The sequence below is a fragment of the Eggerthella sp. AM16-19 genome, from assembly GCF_003474385.1.
In the GTDB taxonomy this organism is placed as follows: domain Bacteria; phylum Actinomycetota; class Coriobacteriia; order Coriobacteriales; family Eggerthellaceae; genus Senegalimassilia.
Genome location: NZ_QUCY01000002.1, coordinates 142,353 through 160,218, shown reverse-complemented (window position 1 = coordinate 160,218; position 17,866 = coordinate 142,353). Strand labels below are relative to the sequence as shown.

The 17,866-nt window shown below is 54.0% G+C and carries 15 protein-coding genes; 4 read left to right on the top strand and 11 right to left on the bottom strand.

The genetic code is table 11. The annotated features are described in order from the left end of the window. Positions 1-16: 16 nt before the first annotated feature. Together DW178_RS01895 and DW178_RS01890 are read right to left on the bottom strand one after the other, a co-directional pair. Positions 17-967, bottom strand: a complete 951-nt coding sequence (locus tag DW178_RS01895) for a hypothetical protein (protein ID WP_158573965.1) — start codon at positions 965-967, stop codon at positions 17-19. Between the two features lie 404 nt (positions 968-1,371). Continuing rightward, positions 1,372-4,437 carry a helicase C-terminal domain-containing protein gene (locus tag DW178_RS01890; protein WP_118349422.1) on the bottom strand — a complete coding sequence of 1,022 codons (3,066 nt, stop codon included), beginning with the start codon at positions 4,435-4,437 and terminating at the stop codon, positions 1,372-1,374. A 155-nt stretch (positions 4,438-4,592) separates the two neighbouring features. Between DW178_RS01890 and DW178_RS01885 the strand changes: the two genes are divergently transcribed. Continuing rightward, entirely contained in the window at positions 4,593-5,237 is a 645-nt protein-coding gene (locus tag DW178_RS01885; RefSeq protein ID WP_118349421.1) for a hypothetical protein, read from the top strand. Positions 5,238-5,705: 468 nt separating this feature from the next. On the opposite strand, the gene DW178_RS01880 is transcribed toward DW178_RS01885, so the two are convergent. Continuing rightward, on the bottom strand, positions 5,706-6,659 hold the full coding sequence (locus tag DW178_RS01880) for a D-alanine--D-alanine ligase (protein ID WP_118349420.1): 954 nt from the start codon (positions 6,657-6,659) through the stop codon (positions 5,706-5,708). A 109-nt stretch (positions 6,660-6,768) separates the two neighbouring features. On the opposite strand from DW178_RS01880, the gene rlmN reads away from it, so the two are divergent. Continuing rightward, positions 6,769-7,815, top strand: coding sequence for a dual-specificity RNA methyltransferase RlmN (gene rlmN, locus DW178_RS01875; RefSeq protein WP_502695380.1), 1,047 nt, complete (start codon positions 6,769-6,771; stop codon positions 7,813-7,815). Between the two features lie 336 nt (positions 7,816-8,151). Here the strand turns inward: rlmN and DW178_RS01870 are convergent, their stop codons facing one another. The 8 genes from DW178_RS01870 to rpmH form a co-directional block, all read right to left on the bottom strand. Beyond that, entirely contained in the window at positions 8,152-9,330 is a 1,179-nt protein-coding gene (locus DW178_RS01870; RefSeq protein ID WP_118349419.1) for a ParB/RepB/Spo0J family partition protein, read from the bottom strand. After that, complete coding sequence (locus DW178_RS01865) at positions 9,323-10,324, bottom strand: ParA family protein (RefSeq protein WP_353653286.1); 1,002 nt, start codon at positions 10,322-10,324, stop codon at positions 9,323-9,325. Before DW178_RS01865 ends, DW178_RS01870 begins: the two co-directional genes overlap by 8 nt. Positions 10,325-10,477: 153 nt before the next feature. After that, positions 10,478-11,191, bottom strand: coding sequence for a 16S rRNA (guanine(527)-N(7))-methyltransferase RsmG (gene rsmG, locus DW178_RS01860; RefSeq protein ID WP_286168457.1), 714 nt, complete (start codon positions 11,189-11,191; stop codon positions 10,478-10,480). A gap of 96 nt (positions 11,192-11,287) precedes the next feature. Beyond that, the gene (locus DW178_RS01855; protein ID WP_042432302.1) at positions 11,288-11,827 is read right to left on the bottom strand and encodes a Jag family protein; all 540 of its coding nucleotides are present in this window, start codon (positions 11,825-11,827) and stop codon (positions 11,288-11,290) included. A 75-nt stretch (positions 11,828-11,902) separates the two neighbouring features. Beyond that, positions 11,903-12,694 carry a YidC/Oxa1 family membrane protein insertase gene (locus DW178_RS01850; RefSeq protein ID WP_118349417.1) on the bottom strand — a complete coding sequence of 264 codons (792 nt, stop codon included), beginning with the start codon at positions 12,692-12,694 and terminating at the stop codon, positions 11,903-11,905. Positions 12,695-12,748: 54 nt separating this feature from the next. Next, the gene (gene yidD, locus DW178_RS01845; RefSeq protein ID WP_118349416.1) at positions 12,749-12,982 is read right to left on the bottom strand and encodes a membrane protein insertion efficiency factor YidD; all 234 of its coding nucleotides are present in this window, start codon (positions 12,980-12,982) and stop codon (positions 12,749-12,751) included. Between the two features lie 12 nt (positions 12,983-12,994). Continuing rightward, the gene (gene rnpA / locus DW178_RS01840) at positions 12,995-13,321 is read right to left on the bottom strand and encodes a ribonuclease P protein component (protein WP_081468856.1); all 327 of its coding nucleotides are present in this window, start codon (positions 13,319-13,321) and stop codon (positions 12,995-12,997) included. A gap of 11 nt (positions 13,322-13,332) precedes the next feature. After that, entirely contained in the window at positions 13,333-13,467 is a 135-nt protein-coding gene (rpmH, locus tag DW178_RS01835; protein ID WP_042432297.1) for a 50S ribosomal protein L34, read from the bottom strand. A 1,137-nt stretch (positions 13,468-14,604) separates the two neighbouring features. Here rpmH and DW178_RS01830 point away from each other — a divergent pair. Beyond that, positions 14,605-15,717, top strand: a complete 1,113-nt coding sequence (locus DW178_RS01830; protein WP_118349415.1) for an ATP-binding protein — start codon at positions 14,605-14,607, stop codon at positions 15,715-15,717. 81 nt (positions 15,718-15,798) lie between these two features. Then, the gene (gene dnaA, locus DW178_RS01825; RefSeq protein ID WP_118349448.1) at positions 15,799-17,550 is read left to right on the top strand and encodes a chromosomal replication initiator protein DnaA; all 1,752 of its coding nucleotides are present in this window, start codon (positions 15,799-15,801) and stop codon (positions 17,548-17,550) included. Positions 17,551-17,866: the final 316 nt, after the last annotated feature.

Below are 17,866 nucleotides of genomic sequence, written 5' to 3'. Positions count from 1 at the left end.
CGGATTGCAGTATACGCTATTTGCCTTGCGCGCCCAAATAATCACGTATAACTGCATCACTGGCACCGGCAGCCGCGCGCTGTCCGGCATAGCTTCTGATAGCCTCAGCCCACGTTGCGAAATACGCATCTTTGACCAATTGCTTCGGGTCGCTTGGCAAGGCTGCAGCCATCGTCGCAGCCTCCTCTTCGGCAGCGTTATACGCATCGTTTCGCGCGATGGCCTCATCCTTATTTTTCGCGGTGAGGGCCTCGTCAGACTGCACCGCCAAGTCCATCGCTTCCATCCGCTTTTCCACATACTCGATCAGCGGTGAAACATCAGCGGTTGGGCAATCCGCTTGAAGCGACTTGAGCTGACCCAGGCTCCTGGAAAACGTTTCCTTCGCTTCCAAGGTATTTTCTTTGGAAGCATCGACCTCGTTCCGCCCGGCCAGTTTCGTTGCCTCGCGAACCTGGGCATCCGCATCCAGCACCAGCTGCCACGCAGCGTCGCATTCCTTTGCCGCCTGCTCAGCATCTTCCGACGTCTCAACCAGCTGCATGCCTTGCGTTATCATGCCTTGACGCGCCGTTATCGATATCACCGTCTGATTGGCAACTTCGCGGACGGAAGGATCGGAAAGCTTTTCGGAGACGTTGCGCGCCTTTCCATCGGCATCGATCAGCAACTGCTTGGTTTGCTCGACGGAGGACAGGACATCTTGTCTCTTTCCTTCGCTTTCAGCTGCAAAGGGATCATCCACTATCGCGTCTATTTGCAAGATGGTCTCATCAGCTTCGGTAACCAGTCTCAGCGCATCCATAAGCTCGGATTCGTATCCTTGCTGCTCGATGACCTGACAATGCCACGTCCAAACGCCAACGGATACGATTACCAACGAGACGGCTACCACAACGGATACCGCAGCAATCCTTCCCTTGCGTCGACGTGCTTTTCTTCGAGCTATCTCTTGCTCGATAGACATGCGCTTAGCACCAGCCGGCGTTTGGGACGAAGCCTCTTCGCTATAACCTGATGCGTGGGTAGCCTTATTGCGTTGGGTTGCTTGCTTAGCGGATTTCCGTTTAAACCAGACTCCGCTTCGCCGTCTGCGAGCACCACTTTCGGCAGCATGCGAACCGGCCAACGCCCTATGGTTGGATGTTTCACGTGAAACATGTTCGCCTGTTTCACGTGAAACACTCTGGGTATTCGTATCTCTGCGATCGGCAAGCAAATCCCTCAGGCTGAATCGCTGAGTTGTTTCCTTATATTTAGCAGCATCGAGAACGCTGAACGATATCTCGTTGGACGTTCCGTGCGTCCTCTCTTTGATATGAGCTGCTCGGGCGATTTTATCGTCTCGTCTTCTCATATATGCCGCCAGGTTCAGCCTCGGTTCGTTGCCGCCAATTCAGCAACGATTTGAGCGGCGGGCAGCACCTTGATGTTGCTGCTTGGCAAGGAATTCAGGAATACCTTCCCATAGCTCTTCGAAACCAACCTATGATCTGCGAGGATCAGCGCGCCAGTGTCATCGGCACGACGAATCAATCGACCAGCCGCCTGCTTCACCTCGAGCACCGCCGCGGGCAGCACATAATGTCGCCAAGCTTGGTCATCGCGTTCCGCACGCTCGCAAGAGAGCGGATCGGTGGGCTTCATGAAGGGGAGCTTAGGAATGACGACGCCTTTCAGCGTTGCACCCGGGGCATCGAACCCTTCCCAGAAGCTTTTCAGCGCGAACAGCGACAAGTGCTCGTCAGCAAGGAACTCATCACGCAGGCCCTTCACCGACACGCCCCACTTCTGGCACACCAAGCGCAAATCATCGCTTTTCAGTTCAGGTTGAACATAGTCGAAGCAACGCTCCATCTCGCGACGGTTCGTGAACAGCGTGAGCATCGAACCTTGCTGCGCTTTATGCGCCTCAACAAGGAACTTCTGCAGGGTAGCCATATAGCTAGGCTCGTTCGGTTCGGGCATATCGGCCACAACGTACACCGTCATGTTCTTATCAAAGTCATAGCTGGAATCAAGCTGGCAGGTTTTGACCGGAGAGAACTCTCCCTGACCCAAGCCCATAGCGTTCGTGAAGCCATCGAAGCTCCCATTGACAGACAGCGTTGCCGATGCGAACACCACCGAATGCGTAGATGCATAGAGCGTATCGTTCAGCTTTCCGCCGACGTTAACGGGCATGCCTTGCAGCTTTTCTCCGACGCGGTCCTTCTTCCGGCACAACGTTGCAGCATACGCATAGCTTTCGTTGGGGTCCTCAAGGATCACCTGCACCGCATTGACCTGTTCCTTCAAGTCGATGGCCATCGCGGCTATCTCGCGTTGTATCGCGGCTGCGTTCTCGATGTCTTCAAGATATGCCACCAGATTCTGGCAAGCCGCGATCAGCTTCTCGGCAGATTCCCGCATCGCGACGCCCTTGTCCACGATATCGCCGAACGTGGCGGAACTACGGATGTCGCTGTTCACCCACAGCTCAACAATCTCGTAGCCGCGCCCATGCCGGTTCGTATCGAAGAACAGCAGACCCTTCAGGCTGGCACAGAAGGCTTCGGCGGTCTGACGATACGCCTCGCCCGCACTCTTGCCTTTTTGCGTGAGCGTATAGAACAGCGTTTCGCTTTCCTCTTTCGCGCCGTTCAGGACCACACGGCGCTCCGCGCGGGCGAACACGTTCCTACGAGCATCATCTGCCGCTACTCGGCGCGCCTCTCGAAGGATATTCTCAGCATCAAGCTCGATGGAGAAAGCACGGCGCGCCTCGCTTTCGGCACCATGGGCCTCATCGACAGCCCAGTAGCGAACCGGCGGCAGCAAACCGCCGTCGGCAGCCATGTCGCAGAACAGCAGGCTATGATTGGTAACCAGGATGTCGGCAGCTTCGGCACGCTTGCGCGCCCCGTGGACGAAGCACAGGTTACCGAAGAACGGGCACCTGCGGCGCAGGCATTCCTGGCTGCTCGTCGTGATCGCCTTTCGCGGCAGCAAGCGATAGTCAAGCTTCAAACCGTCGATATCGTCGTATTCCGTTTGCTCGATAAACGAAAGCAGCGCCGCCATCGCAGGGGCTTGCGACAGCTCTTTGCCCTGAATCTCCTTCATTGCAGCGCCATCATCCACCACGCTGCGAATCTTACGAAGGCAAGGATAGTGGGAGAATCCCTTCAACGGCGCACACGTCAAAGGCTTTGCATCGGGATCGGATGCGCGCAACGCCTTCGCAAGCGCGGGAACCTCTTTGAACACCAGCTGATCGAGCAAAGCATTCGTTTTGGTTGCCACGCCAACGGTGATGCCGTTTCTCTGCGCGGTAAGCGCCAGAGGAACCAGATACGCCATGGATTTACCGACGCCGGTTCCGGCTTCAACCACAAGATTATCCCCAGAAGCGAACGCATCACGCACCGAAGTGCTCATATCTCGCTGCTCGGCACGCGGCTCGTAATTCTTATACAAGTTGCCCACAAGACCCTCTTGGCTGAAGGCTTTGTCAATCTCCTCGACAGTGGGGTATTCCATGCTGCGCATAGGGTCGGAGGCGATCGCATCCGCATCAACCTTCGGCCTGCTCTCGATCTTGCGAAGACGATCGCGACGAATGGATTGCAGCGAGAACAAATCGAGCTGGCTCGTTGCCCACGAGAGCTGCCCCTCGTTTGTTTCACGTGAAACAATGTCGCGCGCAGCGTCTTCGACCAAGGCGGCTTCATCGGACGCTATGTCAGCAGCATCGCCGGAATGGTCGGCGAAGTACTGGAAAACAACCTGGGTTTCCCACTGCTCAGGCGTTGCAAGGGATGCGATTTTAGCCACAAGGGGCTTCGGCATGGCATCCACCGCAGCCAGCAGAATACGGAACACGGCACACGTAGCCGCAACGTCATCGTCTGCGCGATGCGTGGAAACCGGCGCCCCGAAGGTGCGAACCAAGTCGATAAGTCGATGGGATTTCAGGCGGGGGAGAGCAATGCGAGCAAGATCCAAGGAGTCAAGCCAGGTGTTTTCCAGCAAAGGATAGCCGCTTGGATGTCGCGTGGTGAAGGTGCGATCGAAGGCGGCATTATGGGCCACAAGCTTCGAATCACCAACAAACTCGGCGAGCTGCGTGAGTGCTTCTTCCGGAGAAGGAGCGTCGGCAACGTCCTCGTCATGAATATTGGTCAGATGCGCAACATCTTCTGGAATAGGCTTTCCGGGGTTTACGAACGTTACGAACCAATCGACAATCTCGCCCTTATCCATGCGGGCTGCCGCAATCTGCGTCAACTCATCGTGATTGAACGAGAAGCCGGTTGTCTCGGTGTCTATAACGACGATATCGCGGTCAAGCTCACCGTAATCGCTTTCTTTCGAAGCATCAGCAAGCGATGCATAGCGATCGACGATCGCCTGAGGGGTTCCATCACTGATATACGCGAGCAAATCACCACGCACGGCATATTCCTTATCTCCCACATGGATGCTTCCATGTTTGCTTCTATCACTTTGTAACCTTCTTATTGTAAGTCAGCCGGCATCGATGGATGCCGGGTATTCCGCTTCTTCGTTTGTGTTACGCTTTTTTCACTTCATTTCAGATAGGAGACCCCATGCTGCCTGATTGCTATTTCGGCGCATATGCCCGCTTTGACACCACTTCAAAGAAAGATGCGGCGATTCTGCTTGGATCGAATTGCATCATCGGCGACGTTTTCAATATCGAGTTCAAGCCCTTGAAAGGCCAAATACGCGCATGGGTCGTAAACGATTACGGCGATACCCTAGGCTATCTTGATGAGCAAACGTCCCATAATCTCAATTTGCTTGCCGCTAAAAGCTGGGAAATGCATGCCGTCTTGTCTTTCGTCGCTTTCACCGATCAGCCGGAACCGGGTTTCTACTGGGGCGAAGTCGCGCTCTTCTGTTACGACAAGGTGCATCAATCTGATTTCGATACTTTCATGCGCACGACCATGAAATCGCTTGCGCAAGGCATACGCCCGCGTATCGACATCAAGAATCAAGGTGTGCAATCGATTCTTGATTCCCATGGAACCTGGCAACCTTCGCAGCGAGCTGATATGCCCAAGGGCGACAGCCATACCGCCATTCTCAAGAAATCCCGGGGCTTCACCGACTTGATGGTCCAAAAGAGCAGGGAAGGGAACAAGGGCTGTTTTTTGATCAGCTGGGCATTCTTGCTAGCATTGGTTGCATTGGTGGTGTTCGGCTTAAAAAGCTGCGGGCTGTTTTAGACGCACCCTCCACTAAACTTCGTTGGCCCTTGGCTTTCTTAAAGGATATTTCAAGGGTTCGCTCGACACTACGGAGTTCATCCTGTCATAGGACGACATAAAGTTTTTAGAAGATTATTCGATCTTGAATCACCGCATCGAGATCAACTTTTAAATCAACGGACGACATAATGGCCTGCTCTACGAATAAGAACCCGTCCTCCGAATCAACCTTAACGCTACACAACCCGTTAGAGCATCGCATGGCGCTAAGCTACAAACAGAGGGGCTGACCCCGGAACGCTTCCGGAATCAACCCCTCTGTTTGCCATGTATCCTTTGTCCAATGGCATCCATTTCTGTTTGCCACGTATTCTGTATCCAACGACATCCATTTCTCGAGGGTGCGCTGAATTGTTTTAGGTCGCCTGTTTATGGATGGGCGACCCTTTCAATCGACTGTCAAACAAACTTGTTCTGCAAACCCGTTTATCGCACAGGCTCTTCCAGGGCAAGCTCGATAAGTTTGGTGCACAGCTCGGGGAAGGTCATGCCTGCGGCGCGAGCGGCATCGGGAAGAAGAGACGTAGCCGTCATACCGGGAATGGTGTTCGTCTCCAACGCCCAGCAATCACCGTTGTCTTCCAAGATGAAGTCAGTGCGAGAGGTGCCGCTGCACGAGAGCGCTTTGTGAGCGTTTTCCGCCTCGCGCTGCATAACCTTCGTCACATCGTCGGGGATGCGCGCAGGGCAGATATGCTGAGAGCCGCCCACGGCATACTTCGACTCAAAGTCGTAGAAATCGCTCTTGGGAACGATTTCGATAACGGGCATAGCCTTCGGCTCATGGTTCCCCAGAACAGCGACAGTGAATTCACGGCCCTTGATATAACGCTCGATAAGCGCCTCGTCATCGATATCGAGCGCCTTCTGCAAAGCATCTTCGATGGCTTCCGCGCCCTCCACGATGAACACGCCGATAGCGCTGCCCTCGGTACCGGGCTTCACAACGACCTTCTCGCCCATAGACGAGATGACCTGTTGGATATCAACCTTGTCACCCTTGCTAACCGTCAAGGACGGAGGAGTGGGGATACCCTCGCGCTCGTAGAAGACCTTTGCCTTCACCTTGTCCATGGCAAGCGCGCTCGCCCACACACCAGAGCACGTGTAAGGGATGCCGACGATATCGAGCAAACCCTGCACTGTACCGTCTTCGCCATATTTGCCATGCAGGCAGAGGAACGCCACGTCGAACGGTTCCTCAATCAAACGCTTCAGGTCTTCCTTGTTCGCCGGATCGATATCAGTGACGGAAAAACCCGCCGTCTCCAAAGCTTCGCGAGCACCCTTACCGGATGCCAAGGAAATTTCACGCTCGTTGCTTTTGCCGCCGCATAAAAGAGCGACACGACAAGAACGAGGATCGATACTTGAAGACATGACTCCTTCTTTCTCCTTTAGAGATCGTATTGCTGCAGTATAGCAAAACCCGCACACGGGCTTCACAGCATGCAAGGTAAGCGCTGATGTTTCACGTGAAACAGGTATAATGACCCGCATGAATACACCAATCAAAAACTTCACCCAAAGCGACCTAGCTTCCCTTATGAAGGAACTCGGTCAACCATCCTTTCGCGCGAAACAGCTTTACGAGTGGCTCTACAGCAAAGGCGCTCAAAGTTACGAAGACATGACCAACCTGCCCGCTAAGCTTCGAGCCCAGCTTTCCGAGGAATACCCGTTATACGTGCCAAGCGTGCTAGAGGAGGCCGTTTCCAACGACGGCACCCATAAGCTGCTCCTGGAATACCACGACGGCGTATGCGTTGAAACCGTTGCCATCCCATCACGCAACGGCGACCGTCTTACGGTCTGCTTCTCCACGCAAGCCGGCTGCCCTATGGCGTGTGCGTTTTGCGCGACGGGGAAAGAAGGCCTTACGCGCAATTTAACCGCAGGCGAGATCGTCGATCAGATCGTCACAGTACAGCGCCTTATAGGGCGTCGCGTGACCAATGTCGTCGGCATGGGACAGGGCGAACCGCTGCTGAACTACGACAACGTCTTGGGTGCGCTGCGCATCATCAACGACGAAAAAGGCTTGGGTATCGGAGCGCGTCACATCTGCATCTCCACGTGCGGCATCATTCCTGGAATCGACCGATTCGCGGAAGAGCCCGAGCAGTTCACACTTGCCGTGTCCCTTCATGCAGTACGACAGGATGTACGCCTTGAGCTGATGCCCAAAACCAGCGGTTTCCCCTTGCCAAAGCTTAAGCAAAGCCTGCTGCGTTATATCGAGAAAACGAACCGTCGCGTCACGTTCGAATACATCATGATCGATGGCGTTAACGACACTGATGCGGACCTGACGGCGCTGCTGGACTTCTGCAAGGGATTGCTTTGCCATATAAACCTGATTCCCATCAACTCGATCCCTGAATCACCGTATAAGCCAAGCGCCTCCAAAACCATCGACAAATGGATCGCTGAAACAGGCCGTCACGGGATAGAGACCACGTTGCGAGATTCCAGGGGATCTGATATCGCCGGCGCCTGCGGACAGCTGAAGAACACGTTCACGAACGGACGATAGCAAGTGCGCTTATCAAGTGCGGGCCCCGCAAACGGTAGCAATTGATGCCCTATCGCGTTTGCAAAGGCAGCACAAACCGATTTCATAGCCCTATAACCTCCCGATGCTTTCCTGGATATCACCGAAAGCATCGGGAGGTTTCTTCTTCGCAGACATGACCGCTCACTGAGAACAAAGGCCGCGCTTCCCCGTAATGGCACAAACCCCTAAATCGAAAGCGCACGATATCTATCGGGTTATCAGATCGACAACTCAATATGCCCTTGACTTCTTCAGCACCGGTGACGGCAACGAATACATAATCACTCGTTTACTTTGCTTGAAAATCGAAATCCCTTATGCGAGGTTCGAAGCAAGAATACCCTTGAACAGACGCTCGAGATCGTCTTCGTCCTTAAACTCGATTTCAATCTTATTCTTACCGTTGACGGATTTTACCTTAACCGGCGTATCCAGAACATCCTTAAGCGTACGGGCAACCTTTCGATATTCCTTCGGCACAGGAGTCTTCGGCTTAGCGTTCTCATTTTTCTTTCCGGAGAACAAGCGCGCCAAAGCCTCGGCTTCGCGAACAGACAGCTTTTCCTCAACCAGCTTACGCGTCAGACGCTCGCGTCCTTCTTTCGTGGGAATGGAAAGGATAGCTCGTGCGTGACCGGCGGTAATCTTCTCCTCGAACAGCAACTGTTGGGCTTCCTCGGGAAGCTCCAGCAAGCGCAAGGCATTTGCGACCGTGGAACGACCCTTCGACATCGCCTGAGCAACCTCAGCCTGCGTCATGTTCAATCGTTCCATCATGCGGCGATAACCGTACGCTTCCTCAATGGGATTAAGATCAGAACGCTGGATGTTCTCAATAAGCGCAAGCTCCAGAGCCTTATCATCACTAGCTTCTTTAACTCGAATAGGCACTTGCTGCAAACCTGCCAACTTCGATGCCTGCCAACGACGCTCGCCGGCGATGATCTGATACGTGCCATCCTCAAGCGGACGCACCAGAATCGGCTGCAAAAGCCCGTCTTTTTGGATAGAAGCGGAAAGCTCCTCCAGCTCTTCGCGCTTGAAATTCGTACGAGGCTGATCGGGGTTAGGGGCAATCGCATTGATGCCCACTTCGTTCACTTCACGAGATTGCGCATCGCCGTCGTTTTGCACAGCAGCAGAAGACGTTGCCGTGCGCTCAAACACTTCCTGAACAACAGGACGCGCAGCACGCTGGGCAACCCCCTTGATGGTAACCTCAACGCCGTTTTCAACGATCGACTCAGGCTCCTGCTCTTCATAGGAAGAGCAGGTAACGGCCTCGCGAGCCGTCCGAGGCTCAGGCGATTTTTGCGCGGGAACGGTCTCGCGAATCACTTCACGCTCGGGCTGAGGCTTCGGTTGAGACTGCTGCGGCTGCTCGGCATCCACGCGCACACGTTGCGGCTCCTCCTGAGGAATAGCCTCCTCATAGGCACCGCCCAACAACGAGTTCAGACCACGACCAAGACCACCACGACCATTCCTAGCCACGGGCAATCACTTCCTTAGCAAGACTCATGTACGACTGGGCACCCTTGCCCGAAGGGTCGTACAGGGTTATCGGTTGACCGAAGCTAGGAGCCTCGGAAAGCTTTACGGTACGGGGAATCAGCGTCTCGAACACCAATCGCCCGAAATAGCTGCGCACCTCCTCGACCACTTGGCGGGACAGCGTGGTTCGACCATCGTACATGGTCATAAGCACGCCGTAGATATCCAACGTGGGATTCAAGCGAGTTTTGACACGTTTCATTGAATCAAGGAGTTTTGTCACACCTTCCAATGCATAGAACTCGCATTGAATGGGGATAAGCAGCTTATCGGCGGCAACTAGGGCGTTAACCGTCAGCAAGCCTAGGGAAGGGGGGCAGTCAATGAAAATGTAATCATATTTACCGCGAAGAGCCCCGATGGCATCCTTGAGGCGATTCTCGCGCGCCATCTCGGAAACCAGCTCAACCTCAGCACCGGCAAGGTTGATGGTCGCCGGAACCAAGTCCAAACCCTCGCACACATCGGGGATGATAACCTCTTCGACGGGAACATCGTTGAGCAGCACATCGTAGATGCAATTCTGCACCTGACTCTTCTCGACACCAAGGCCGCTTGAGGAATTACCTTGAGGATCAAGGTCGACAAGAAGCACCTGCTTGCCCATCTCACCAAGCGCGGCGGAAAGATTGATTGCAGTGGTGGACTTACCCACACCGCCCTTCTGGTTGATGATCGCCATGATCTTCGTCTGGCCAACCACATGCTTCACCGGCTTCTTATCGCGGTAGGAGCGAATGGGCATAGGCTCGATTTCGGGGCGAGATTCAACAGGCTGCGGCTCAGGCTCAGACGAGCTATGAGGATCGCGCTCGACCACTTCGATGTGCTCGATGGCTATCTCATCCTCAACGGTATCTTCCTGTACGCGTTGTTCCTGCTGAACCGGCTCAGCTTGCTTTTTATCTTTCCTGAGGCCGTCGAAAAATCCCACAGGAACCCCCTTTCATGGTTTCAGACGCTAGTATACCGTGTTTCGTTTCACGCGTATAAAACCCCAACCCACAATGGGGACTTTTGAACGGAAATCAACGAAACCTCGATAAGAAAAAAGCCGCCCCTACAATATCGGGAACGGCTTATATCGCTACAGCGGCTTTTTCTGAGCCAAACCAGTTCTGCGAGGCAGCTTCAGCTTCGGCTTAGCAACCTTCTCATAGCACAGGATCCTGCGAGAGTAATCATCAAGCTCGTAGGTCTGATCATCGACCAGTTCCATGCCAACCTGTTTGCCGACGACGCGAGCGTGATCAAGCTCATCCTGTTCGACAAGGGCTTTGAAGCAGATAAGACGGCCACCCATCTTCAGCAGCGGGGAAGAGAGCTCCAGCAGAACGGAAAGCTTCGACAGCGCTCGGGCACTAATCGCAGCAAATTCCCCAGCCTGCTCGCGACCGAGATCTTCGATACGGCCAGCATATGTGGATACGTTGTCAAGCCCCAGCTCCCCAATGAAGCCATCAAGGATTTGAACCTTCTTCTGAACGGAATCGACTAGCAACGTAGGCCTACCGGTTTCAATGGCAAGCGGAATACCAGGATAGCCTGCACCCGTTCCAATATCGGCATAGCAGCCTTCGGGACAAGCATTCAAAGCATCAAGACCAAGCAGGGAATCCTGCACATGGAGCACCATGCCATCTTCCCAAGAAGAGATGCGCGTGATGTTCGTGGTCTTGTTGGCTTCGATAACCAACTCCAAATGTCGCCTGAGCAAGTCCTCGTGCATGAACCGTTCCTTCTGTCCTGTTGTTTCACGTGAAACATACTTTAACCCTTCATGCAGCATATTGGACTCCAAGGATATGAACCCCTTGAAAAACAAAGAGGCCGCATCCGAAGATGCGGCCTGGTAGGTTCCTGAAGTATCAGCCAAGAGCCAAATAGAAGCAACTGCCTAGAGCGGAACAACCACAACGTGGCGCGCGGAGCCCTCTCCCTCAGATGCCGTCTCAACGCGCTCGTCGTCACGAAGCGCGATATGCACGATGCGACGCTCATATGGAGTCATGGGGCGAAGCTTCACGCTGCGATGCTGCTTGGCAGCCTTTGCGGCAGCATTACGAGCAATGGACTCGAGCTTCTCTCGCTGACGATTCTTGTAACCCTCAACATCGACGATAACGGGATAACGAAAGCCCATAGTGCGAACGGTAATGGCAGACACCAGGAACTGCAACGCATCAAGGGTCTTACCATGACGGCCGATGAGGACAGCCAGGTCGTCACCGGTGATATCGAGGATAAGCTCGCCTTCATCGCCTTCGTACTCGTCAATGGTAACCTCACCGACATCGAAGTGCTTCAGGATGTCCTGGATAGTTGCGATGGCGGTATCCGCGATGCGATCAAGATCCTCGTCGCTGATGCCGTCTTGTTCGACCTGGGCGTCTTGAGCCTCTTCTGCGGTCAATTCCACGTTCTCTTCTTCTGCCATTTGCAGCTCCTTAGAACTAAAACCACAGTGCGCGGTGTTTCACGTGAAACACCGCGCACCATTACGCAAAATCGATTAAGCATGCTTTTTGGAGGTGTCCTTCTTCTTCGGACGCGGCTTTTTAGCCTTACGGGTGACATCGACCTCGATCGGCTTCACCTCGATGGTCTCCTCCTTCTCCGCATCGCGCTTCTTCATGATGCGCATGGAGATCTGCTGCTGGCACACGCCGATAATGGAGGAAACGCCCCAGAACAGAAGAACGCCAGCGGGGGAGCTCCAGCTGATCCACAGCATGAACAAGCTCATGACGCCAGCCATGATCATGGTCTGGTTACGCTGCGGGTTATCCTTCTGCCCCATCTGCATCAAGATCATGGGCAGGAACGTAGCGCCAGCAAACACGATCATGAGGATGAGGTATGGAAGGAACGTGCCGAAGCCGCCGGCAACCGCACCAGACGGCGTCATAACCAGGTTAGGAACCAGGTTGAAGAACTGGTAACCCTCATCGGAACCCAGATAGTTCGGCATCGCGCGCAGCACCTGGAACAGGGCGATGAAGATAGGCATCTGCAGGAGCATGGGGAGGCAGCCGGCCAAGGGGTTGAACTTAGCATCAGCGTAAAGCTTCTGCATCTCCTCCTGCATGCGCTGCGGGTCGTTGGCGTACTTCGTCTGAATCTCCTGCATCAGAGGCTGAACCTTCTGCATCTGATAAGAAGACTTCGTCTGCTTATGCATCAACGGGGAGATAAGCACACGGAAGATGATGGTCACGATGATGATAGCCAAGCCCCAGTCTTGGCAGAAGCCAAAGAAGAATTGGATTATGTCGAATATCCAGTTCTTGAACACTTCCCACATACTATGGTTTTCCTTCCTTTAACCGACAAAAAGCCGCCGGCTGAAGCCCCGCCCTTACGGAACGGGATCGTAGCCGTGCGGCCCTCCAGGTCGACACCGTAGAATACGTTTTACCGTCAGCCTTAAGCCCTTTGCGAAACCGTAGCGTTGAAACGCGATGAGCCCGTATTCCGAGCACGTCGGGATAAAACGGCAGCACGACGGGAACATAGGCGAGATTGCCGCCCTATAAAAGGTAATGAGAAACATAGCCACCTTGCATGGTATGCTTCCGAAACCTTTCTTCATTCCAATCAGACCCTACCGAATTCCAGCGCGCTTCAGCGCTTCGTCGCATGTTTCGAGCACTTTACTATACTTAGCGCGGCAAATACCCGACTTCGCGAGAAATATCACATCGAGATTCGGAAATGGGCCGCCCAGCTCATGGCAAATAGCTCTCATTCGACGTTTTGCGCTATTACGCCATACAGCGTTACCGGATTTTTTTCCTGCAATAAAAGCAACACGACCGTGAAGGCCGTGCTGCTTCGCTGGTAACACTATGAGCGTAAGGTACGGTGTACGCAGGCGCTTTCCGCTAGAGAACAGATCGGAGATGTCCGCTTTGGACTTGATAGTCTCCAACCGAATACTCTTTACACGCAGAGACGCTTACGACCCTTAGCACGGCGAGCAGCCAGAACCTTGCGGCCGCCCTTGGTTGCCATGCGGGCACGGAAGCCGTGGCACTTGGCACGCTTACGAGTGTTAGGTTGATAGGTGCGCTTCATATCGTTTCCCTTTCATGGTTTAGAGCAACTTGTTGAGTATAACCGGAACGGCCCGACTGTCAAAAGGTTTTTACCTATATATGCCAACCGATGCACAAGATACCCACATTATGAAAGCCCACCTGCGAAAACACGAAGTTTTCCACAACATTGCCAGTGCACCGGAAAACGTTGCTTTCAACAATTCGTTGGGGGATCGAAAACATGGGTCGCAACATCTAGTGGGGACATCTTTTCGACGGCTCGAACGCACCGGTAAGGGAAAAATCGAAAAGGGATTTCCCTTTACGTTGCTTGGGGACGCCAAATCATCTTCATCTAACGGAGACACACTTTCGGCAACCCGAGGGAAATCGCGCGAGAAGCACGCTCCATCATCACCAGCAGCACCTACCCTCAACACATGAGGGGATAGCAGTGGAAAACCAAGGCGGGCAATGAAACGACATTCAACGAAAACGAACCTTGCGACCGATCAATGCTCGGGAAAAGAAGGAAACGCACCCCAAAATCCGCACCTAACGGCTGAAAAAACTTATCTCTCCTCATTGAGCGATTCAGGCGATTGTGGAAAACGTTGAAAACTTGGAATTCATTCGAAAATCGCTGTGGAAAAATATCGAAACGCGCGTTTTCCGGTCGCTCAAAACCGTAAGCAGGCAAGCGCTTGACCAGGCAATTAATCATGTGCATAGTTTTCAACACGCTTCTGAACAGGCATTTTTCCGTTCTTTATGGCACCACTAGGTTGCTTTTCACCAAAACGCACAACTGACCTGGTGCTTTCCGATCCCTGCAGCAAAATCCTCTCACCAGTTGAAAAAAGCCGTCGGAACGGGTCGGAACAACCTGGAATTTCAACAATGTCGAAAACCTTTGCACCTCTGTTTTTCACACTTATTCGAGTTTTCATTCCAGTTTTCAACAATCTTTGAATAGAAAGTGGAAAACAGAGGGAACGGTGAGTTCATCGTTGTGAAAAACTTTCAATCGATAGTGATTTTTCCACATTCGATTCCGGAATTTGCCCAGTTGAATGGAATTCGATGGGAAAAGAAGGTACACTTTTCAAGGATTTTTCCCGAAAATGTGTAAAACTTTGGAAAACAACGAATGTGGAAAGCGGTAAAAGCGCAGATGAGCGAGCAAGAACAGCATCAGGAATCGCCTGAAAACAACGATGATGAGGGTTTCGACTTCACTCACGTGAATTCGGTTGCACGCATCGCCCTATACGACAACTTGCTGAGCGCGCCGCGTGTCACCGAAATCCAGCCCGCTCCCACCGGCGAATTCATCGAAAGCCTGGCAACGAACGTATACCAGCAATCGCAGGCGGCAGGCGGCACCATTCCCTATACGGTTATCCGCGAGGTTTCGGAGAATTTCATACACGCACGATTCCAAGAAGCCACGGTATCCATCCTCGATCATGGCTGCACCATCCGTTTCGCAGACCAGGGGCCGGGCATCGCTTGCAAAGACCGTGCGCAACTGCCCGGATTCACCTCCGCCATCGAGCCCATGAAAAGCTACATCCGCGGCGTAGGATCGGGCCTCCCCATTGTGAAGGAATACCTCGATTTCACCCACGGAACCATCAGCATCGAGGACAACCTCGGCACCGGATCGGTGGTAACCATCAGCGCCAACGGCAGCAATCCTCAGCTCCCCAAGGAACTGGAGATCGACCACGTCGAGGAAGACGAGGATGCAGAGCATCCCGAAACCACGGCACCGCGCTATCGAATCGCCGAGGAGGATCATGAACCCGCATACAACGCCCAGCCCGCATACGCTCAGCCTTCGGCCCAATACGCACCGGGGTTTGCGGCCCAGCCGCCTATGCAGGCATATCAGCAGGCTCCGCAGGTGGCATACGCAGCCCCTCAGCAGTTCGCGCAGCCCGGATATGCGCCAGCTGCTCAGCAGGGCTACATGCAAGCACCAATCCAGCAACCGATGGGATATCCCTACGGCCAGCAACTGCAGCAGCAACCGCAGATCCAGCCCGCGCCGGTGGACGCACAGCCGATCATCGCGTCACTATCCCAGCGCGAGAAGGACTTCCTCGTCATCTACCTGAAAGAAGGGGTGCTGGGTGTATCGGACGTGGTCAAACTGACCGGAGCAGCGCAATCAAGTGTGCATAACACGCTGAAAAAGCTGGAAGGTATCGGCCTTTTGAAAATGTCCGGCAAAAAGCGCATGCTCACGAACCTGGGCATCCAGGTTGCACAGCTGCTGTAAAACACGGCGACTATCAGTTTTCAACAAACCGAAACCGCGCAAGGTGAACACTCCCGAGCGCGCATGATCAAAGGCCTGCTTATGAACACGGAAGAAATCAATCAGCTATGGGCGGAGGTATGCAGCCGCGTTAAAAGCTATGAGGGAATCATAGGCCCCCAGGTGGATGCGCTGTTCAGCCAGCTATTTCCCCAGGCCGCAAGCGACGGGTTCATGATGCTGACCGCTAATACGGAATTCATCAAGAACTTCATCGAGCGCCATTACATCGACCACATCAAGCGCGCCCTCGAAGAGATTCGCGGGGTGCCTTTCGACGTGCTCATCGGCATCGACGAATCGCAGGCTCCTGCACCGCAAGCTGCACCGGCTCCGGCAGCCGCACCCGCTCCGACCGCAGCGGCGGCGGCAGCCCCCGCGCCCACACCGCAAACGACAGCGCAAACCACCGCTACGGCAGCAGCCGATCCCGTCGCCGCACAACAAGCAACAGTCCCTGCAACAGCAACGATGCCGGCAACCGAAGCGCCGCCCGCGATGCCTGCTCAAACTACAACGCAGCCCGCCCCCGGCCAGCCGGCAGCCCAGGCATCCGCCCCGGTTGCAGCGCCGGCTACCGTAATGGAGCATCAAGCCACCGCTGCCCCCATTGCCGCCCCCGCAAGTGCACCGGGGCAACAAGCTGCTCCGACACCCGTTGCTCCCAACCCGGAAGATCCCACCCCGCAGGTCATCTCGACCGATAGCGGCGAGACCGGTCAACCTGCGCCGAACAACTCCGTCACCTCGACGCTCACGTTCGAGAACTTCGTTATCGGCGACTCGAACCGCATGGCGTATTCCATGGCCGTCTCTGTTGCCGAAACCCCGGGCAAACCGCACCTGAACCCGTTGTTCATCTACGGAAGGTCGGGCCTGGGCAAGACGCATCTGCTTCGGGCGATACAGAACTACATCAACAGCAACATGCCCAACCTGCAGGTTGTCTACAAAGACTCGAACGAGCTGCTCGAGGACTACATGGACGCATCAGCGGCGCACGACACGGAGAAGTCTAGCTACAAGAATTTCAAGATGTACTACGAGGAAGCCGACGTCCTCCTCGTCGACGACGTCCAGCAACTGCAGGGCAAGAAACAGACGCTCGACATCATGTTCCAGATATTCAACAAGCTGACAAGCCAAGGCAAACAAGTCGTGCTCTCCGCCGACCGCGCGCCGAAGAACATCGACATCGACGAACGCTATAAGACGCGCTTCAACTCCGGCGGCACGTTCGACATCCAGCCGCCCGAGATCGAGACCAAGCTGAGTATCGTCAAAAGCTTCATCCGCGAATACGAGGATATGGAACAATCCGGGCCTATCAACATGCCCGAAGATGTACAGATATGCATCGCCGAGAGTTCAGGATCGAACATCCGAGAGCTGAAAAGCGCGGTGACCAACGTCATCGTCAAGATGAAATGCGGGGAAGGCTCGGACATCACCGTGGCCGACGTGCGCAAACTGCTGGAGAACCACTTCTCAGGCGGCCCCAGCAAAAGGCTCACCGCAGACGACATCCTGAAGGTGACGGAGGACTTCTTCAAGGTCAGCCACACCGACATCGTGGGAAAGAAGAGGACGCGCAACATCGCCCACGCACGCCAAACCGCCATTTACCTGTGCCGACAGCTGCTCGACATCCCCTACGGGGACATTGGGAAGAAGTTCAACAGGGACCACTCGACCATCATGTATTCGGTAGGCAACATCGAGGCGAAGATGAAGGAGAACCGCGTAGCCCGCGAAGAGATGGAAGCGCTCAGGCAGATCATTCGCGAGCTATAACGCAACACCATCGAGAAAAAACGCAATGTTTCACGTGAAACAACCAGGTTGACCAGGCACTTTAAAGGATTCGGGAAAACATGGGGATAAACATCGTAAAACATGGCGAAAACCATCGAACTCAAGGGGAAAGATAATGTAGTCAATAATCGCGGTGGATGGAGGGAACAGGCAACCCACATTCGAAGTTGAATTACTTTTCAAGGATGACATGGAGTTTTGCGAGTTCTCAACATTTCCACCGCGCTTATTATTACTACTATTCAAAAACCTATTATTAAAAGAAAAGCATTGAAGATAAATAACAACGTTGCAT

Bases quoted from the DNA above. Each gene is read 5' to 3' on its own strand.
- DW178_RS01895 (WP_158573965.1), bottom strand. From the start codon at position 967: ATGTCTATCGAGCAAGAGATAGCTCGAAGAAAAGCACGTCGACGCAAG.
- DW178_RS01885 (WP_118349421.1), top strand. From the start codon at position 4,593: ATGCTGCCTGATTGCTATTTCGGCGCATATGCCCGCTTTGACACCACT.
- DW178_RS01880 (WP_118349420.1), bottom strand. From the start codon at position 6,659: ATGTCTTCAAGTATCGATCCTCGTTCTTGTCGTGTCGCTCTTTTATGC.
- rlmN (WP_502695380.1), top strand. From the start codon at position 6,769: ATGACCCGCATGAATACACCAATCAAAAACTTCACCCAAAGCGACCTA.
- DW178_RS01855 (WP_042432302.1), bottom strand. From the start codon at position 11,827: ATGGCAGAAGAAGAGAACGTGGAATTGACCGCAGAAGAGGCTCAAGAC.
- DW178_RS01850 (WP_118349417.1), bottom strand. From the start codon at position 12,694: ATGTGGGAAGTGTTCAAGAACTGGATATTCGACATAATCCAATTCTTC.
- yidD (WP_118349416.1), bottom strand. From the start codon at position 12,982: ATGAAGAAAGGTTTCGGAAGCATACCATGCAAGGTGGCTATGTTTCTC.
- rpmH (WP_042432297.1), bottom strand. From the start codon at position 13,467: ATGAAGCGCACCTATCAACCTAACACTCGTAAGCGTGCCAAGTGCCAC.
- DW178_RS01830 (WP_118349415.1), top strand. From the start codon at position 14,605: ATGAGCGAGCAAGAACAGCATCAGGAATCGCCTGAAAACAACGATGAT.
- dnaA (WP_118349448.1), top strand. From the start codon at position 15,799: ATGAACACGGAAGAAATCAATCAGCTATGGGCGGAGGTATGCAGCCGC.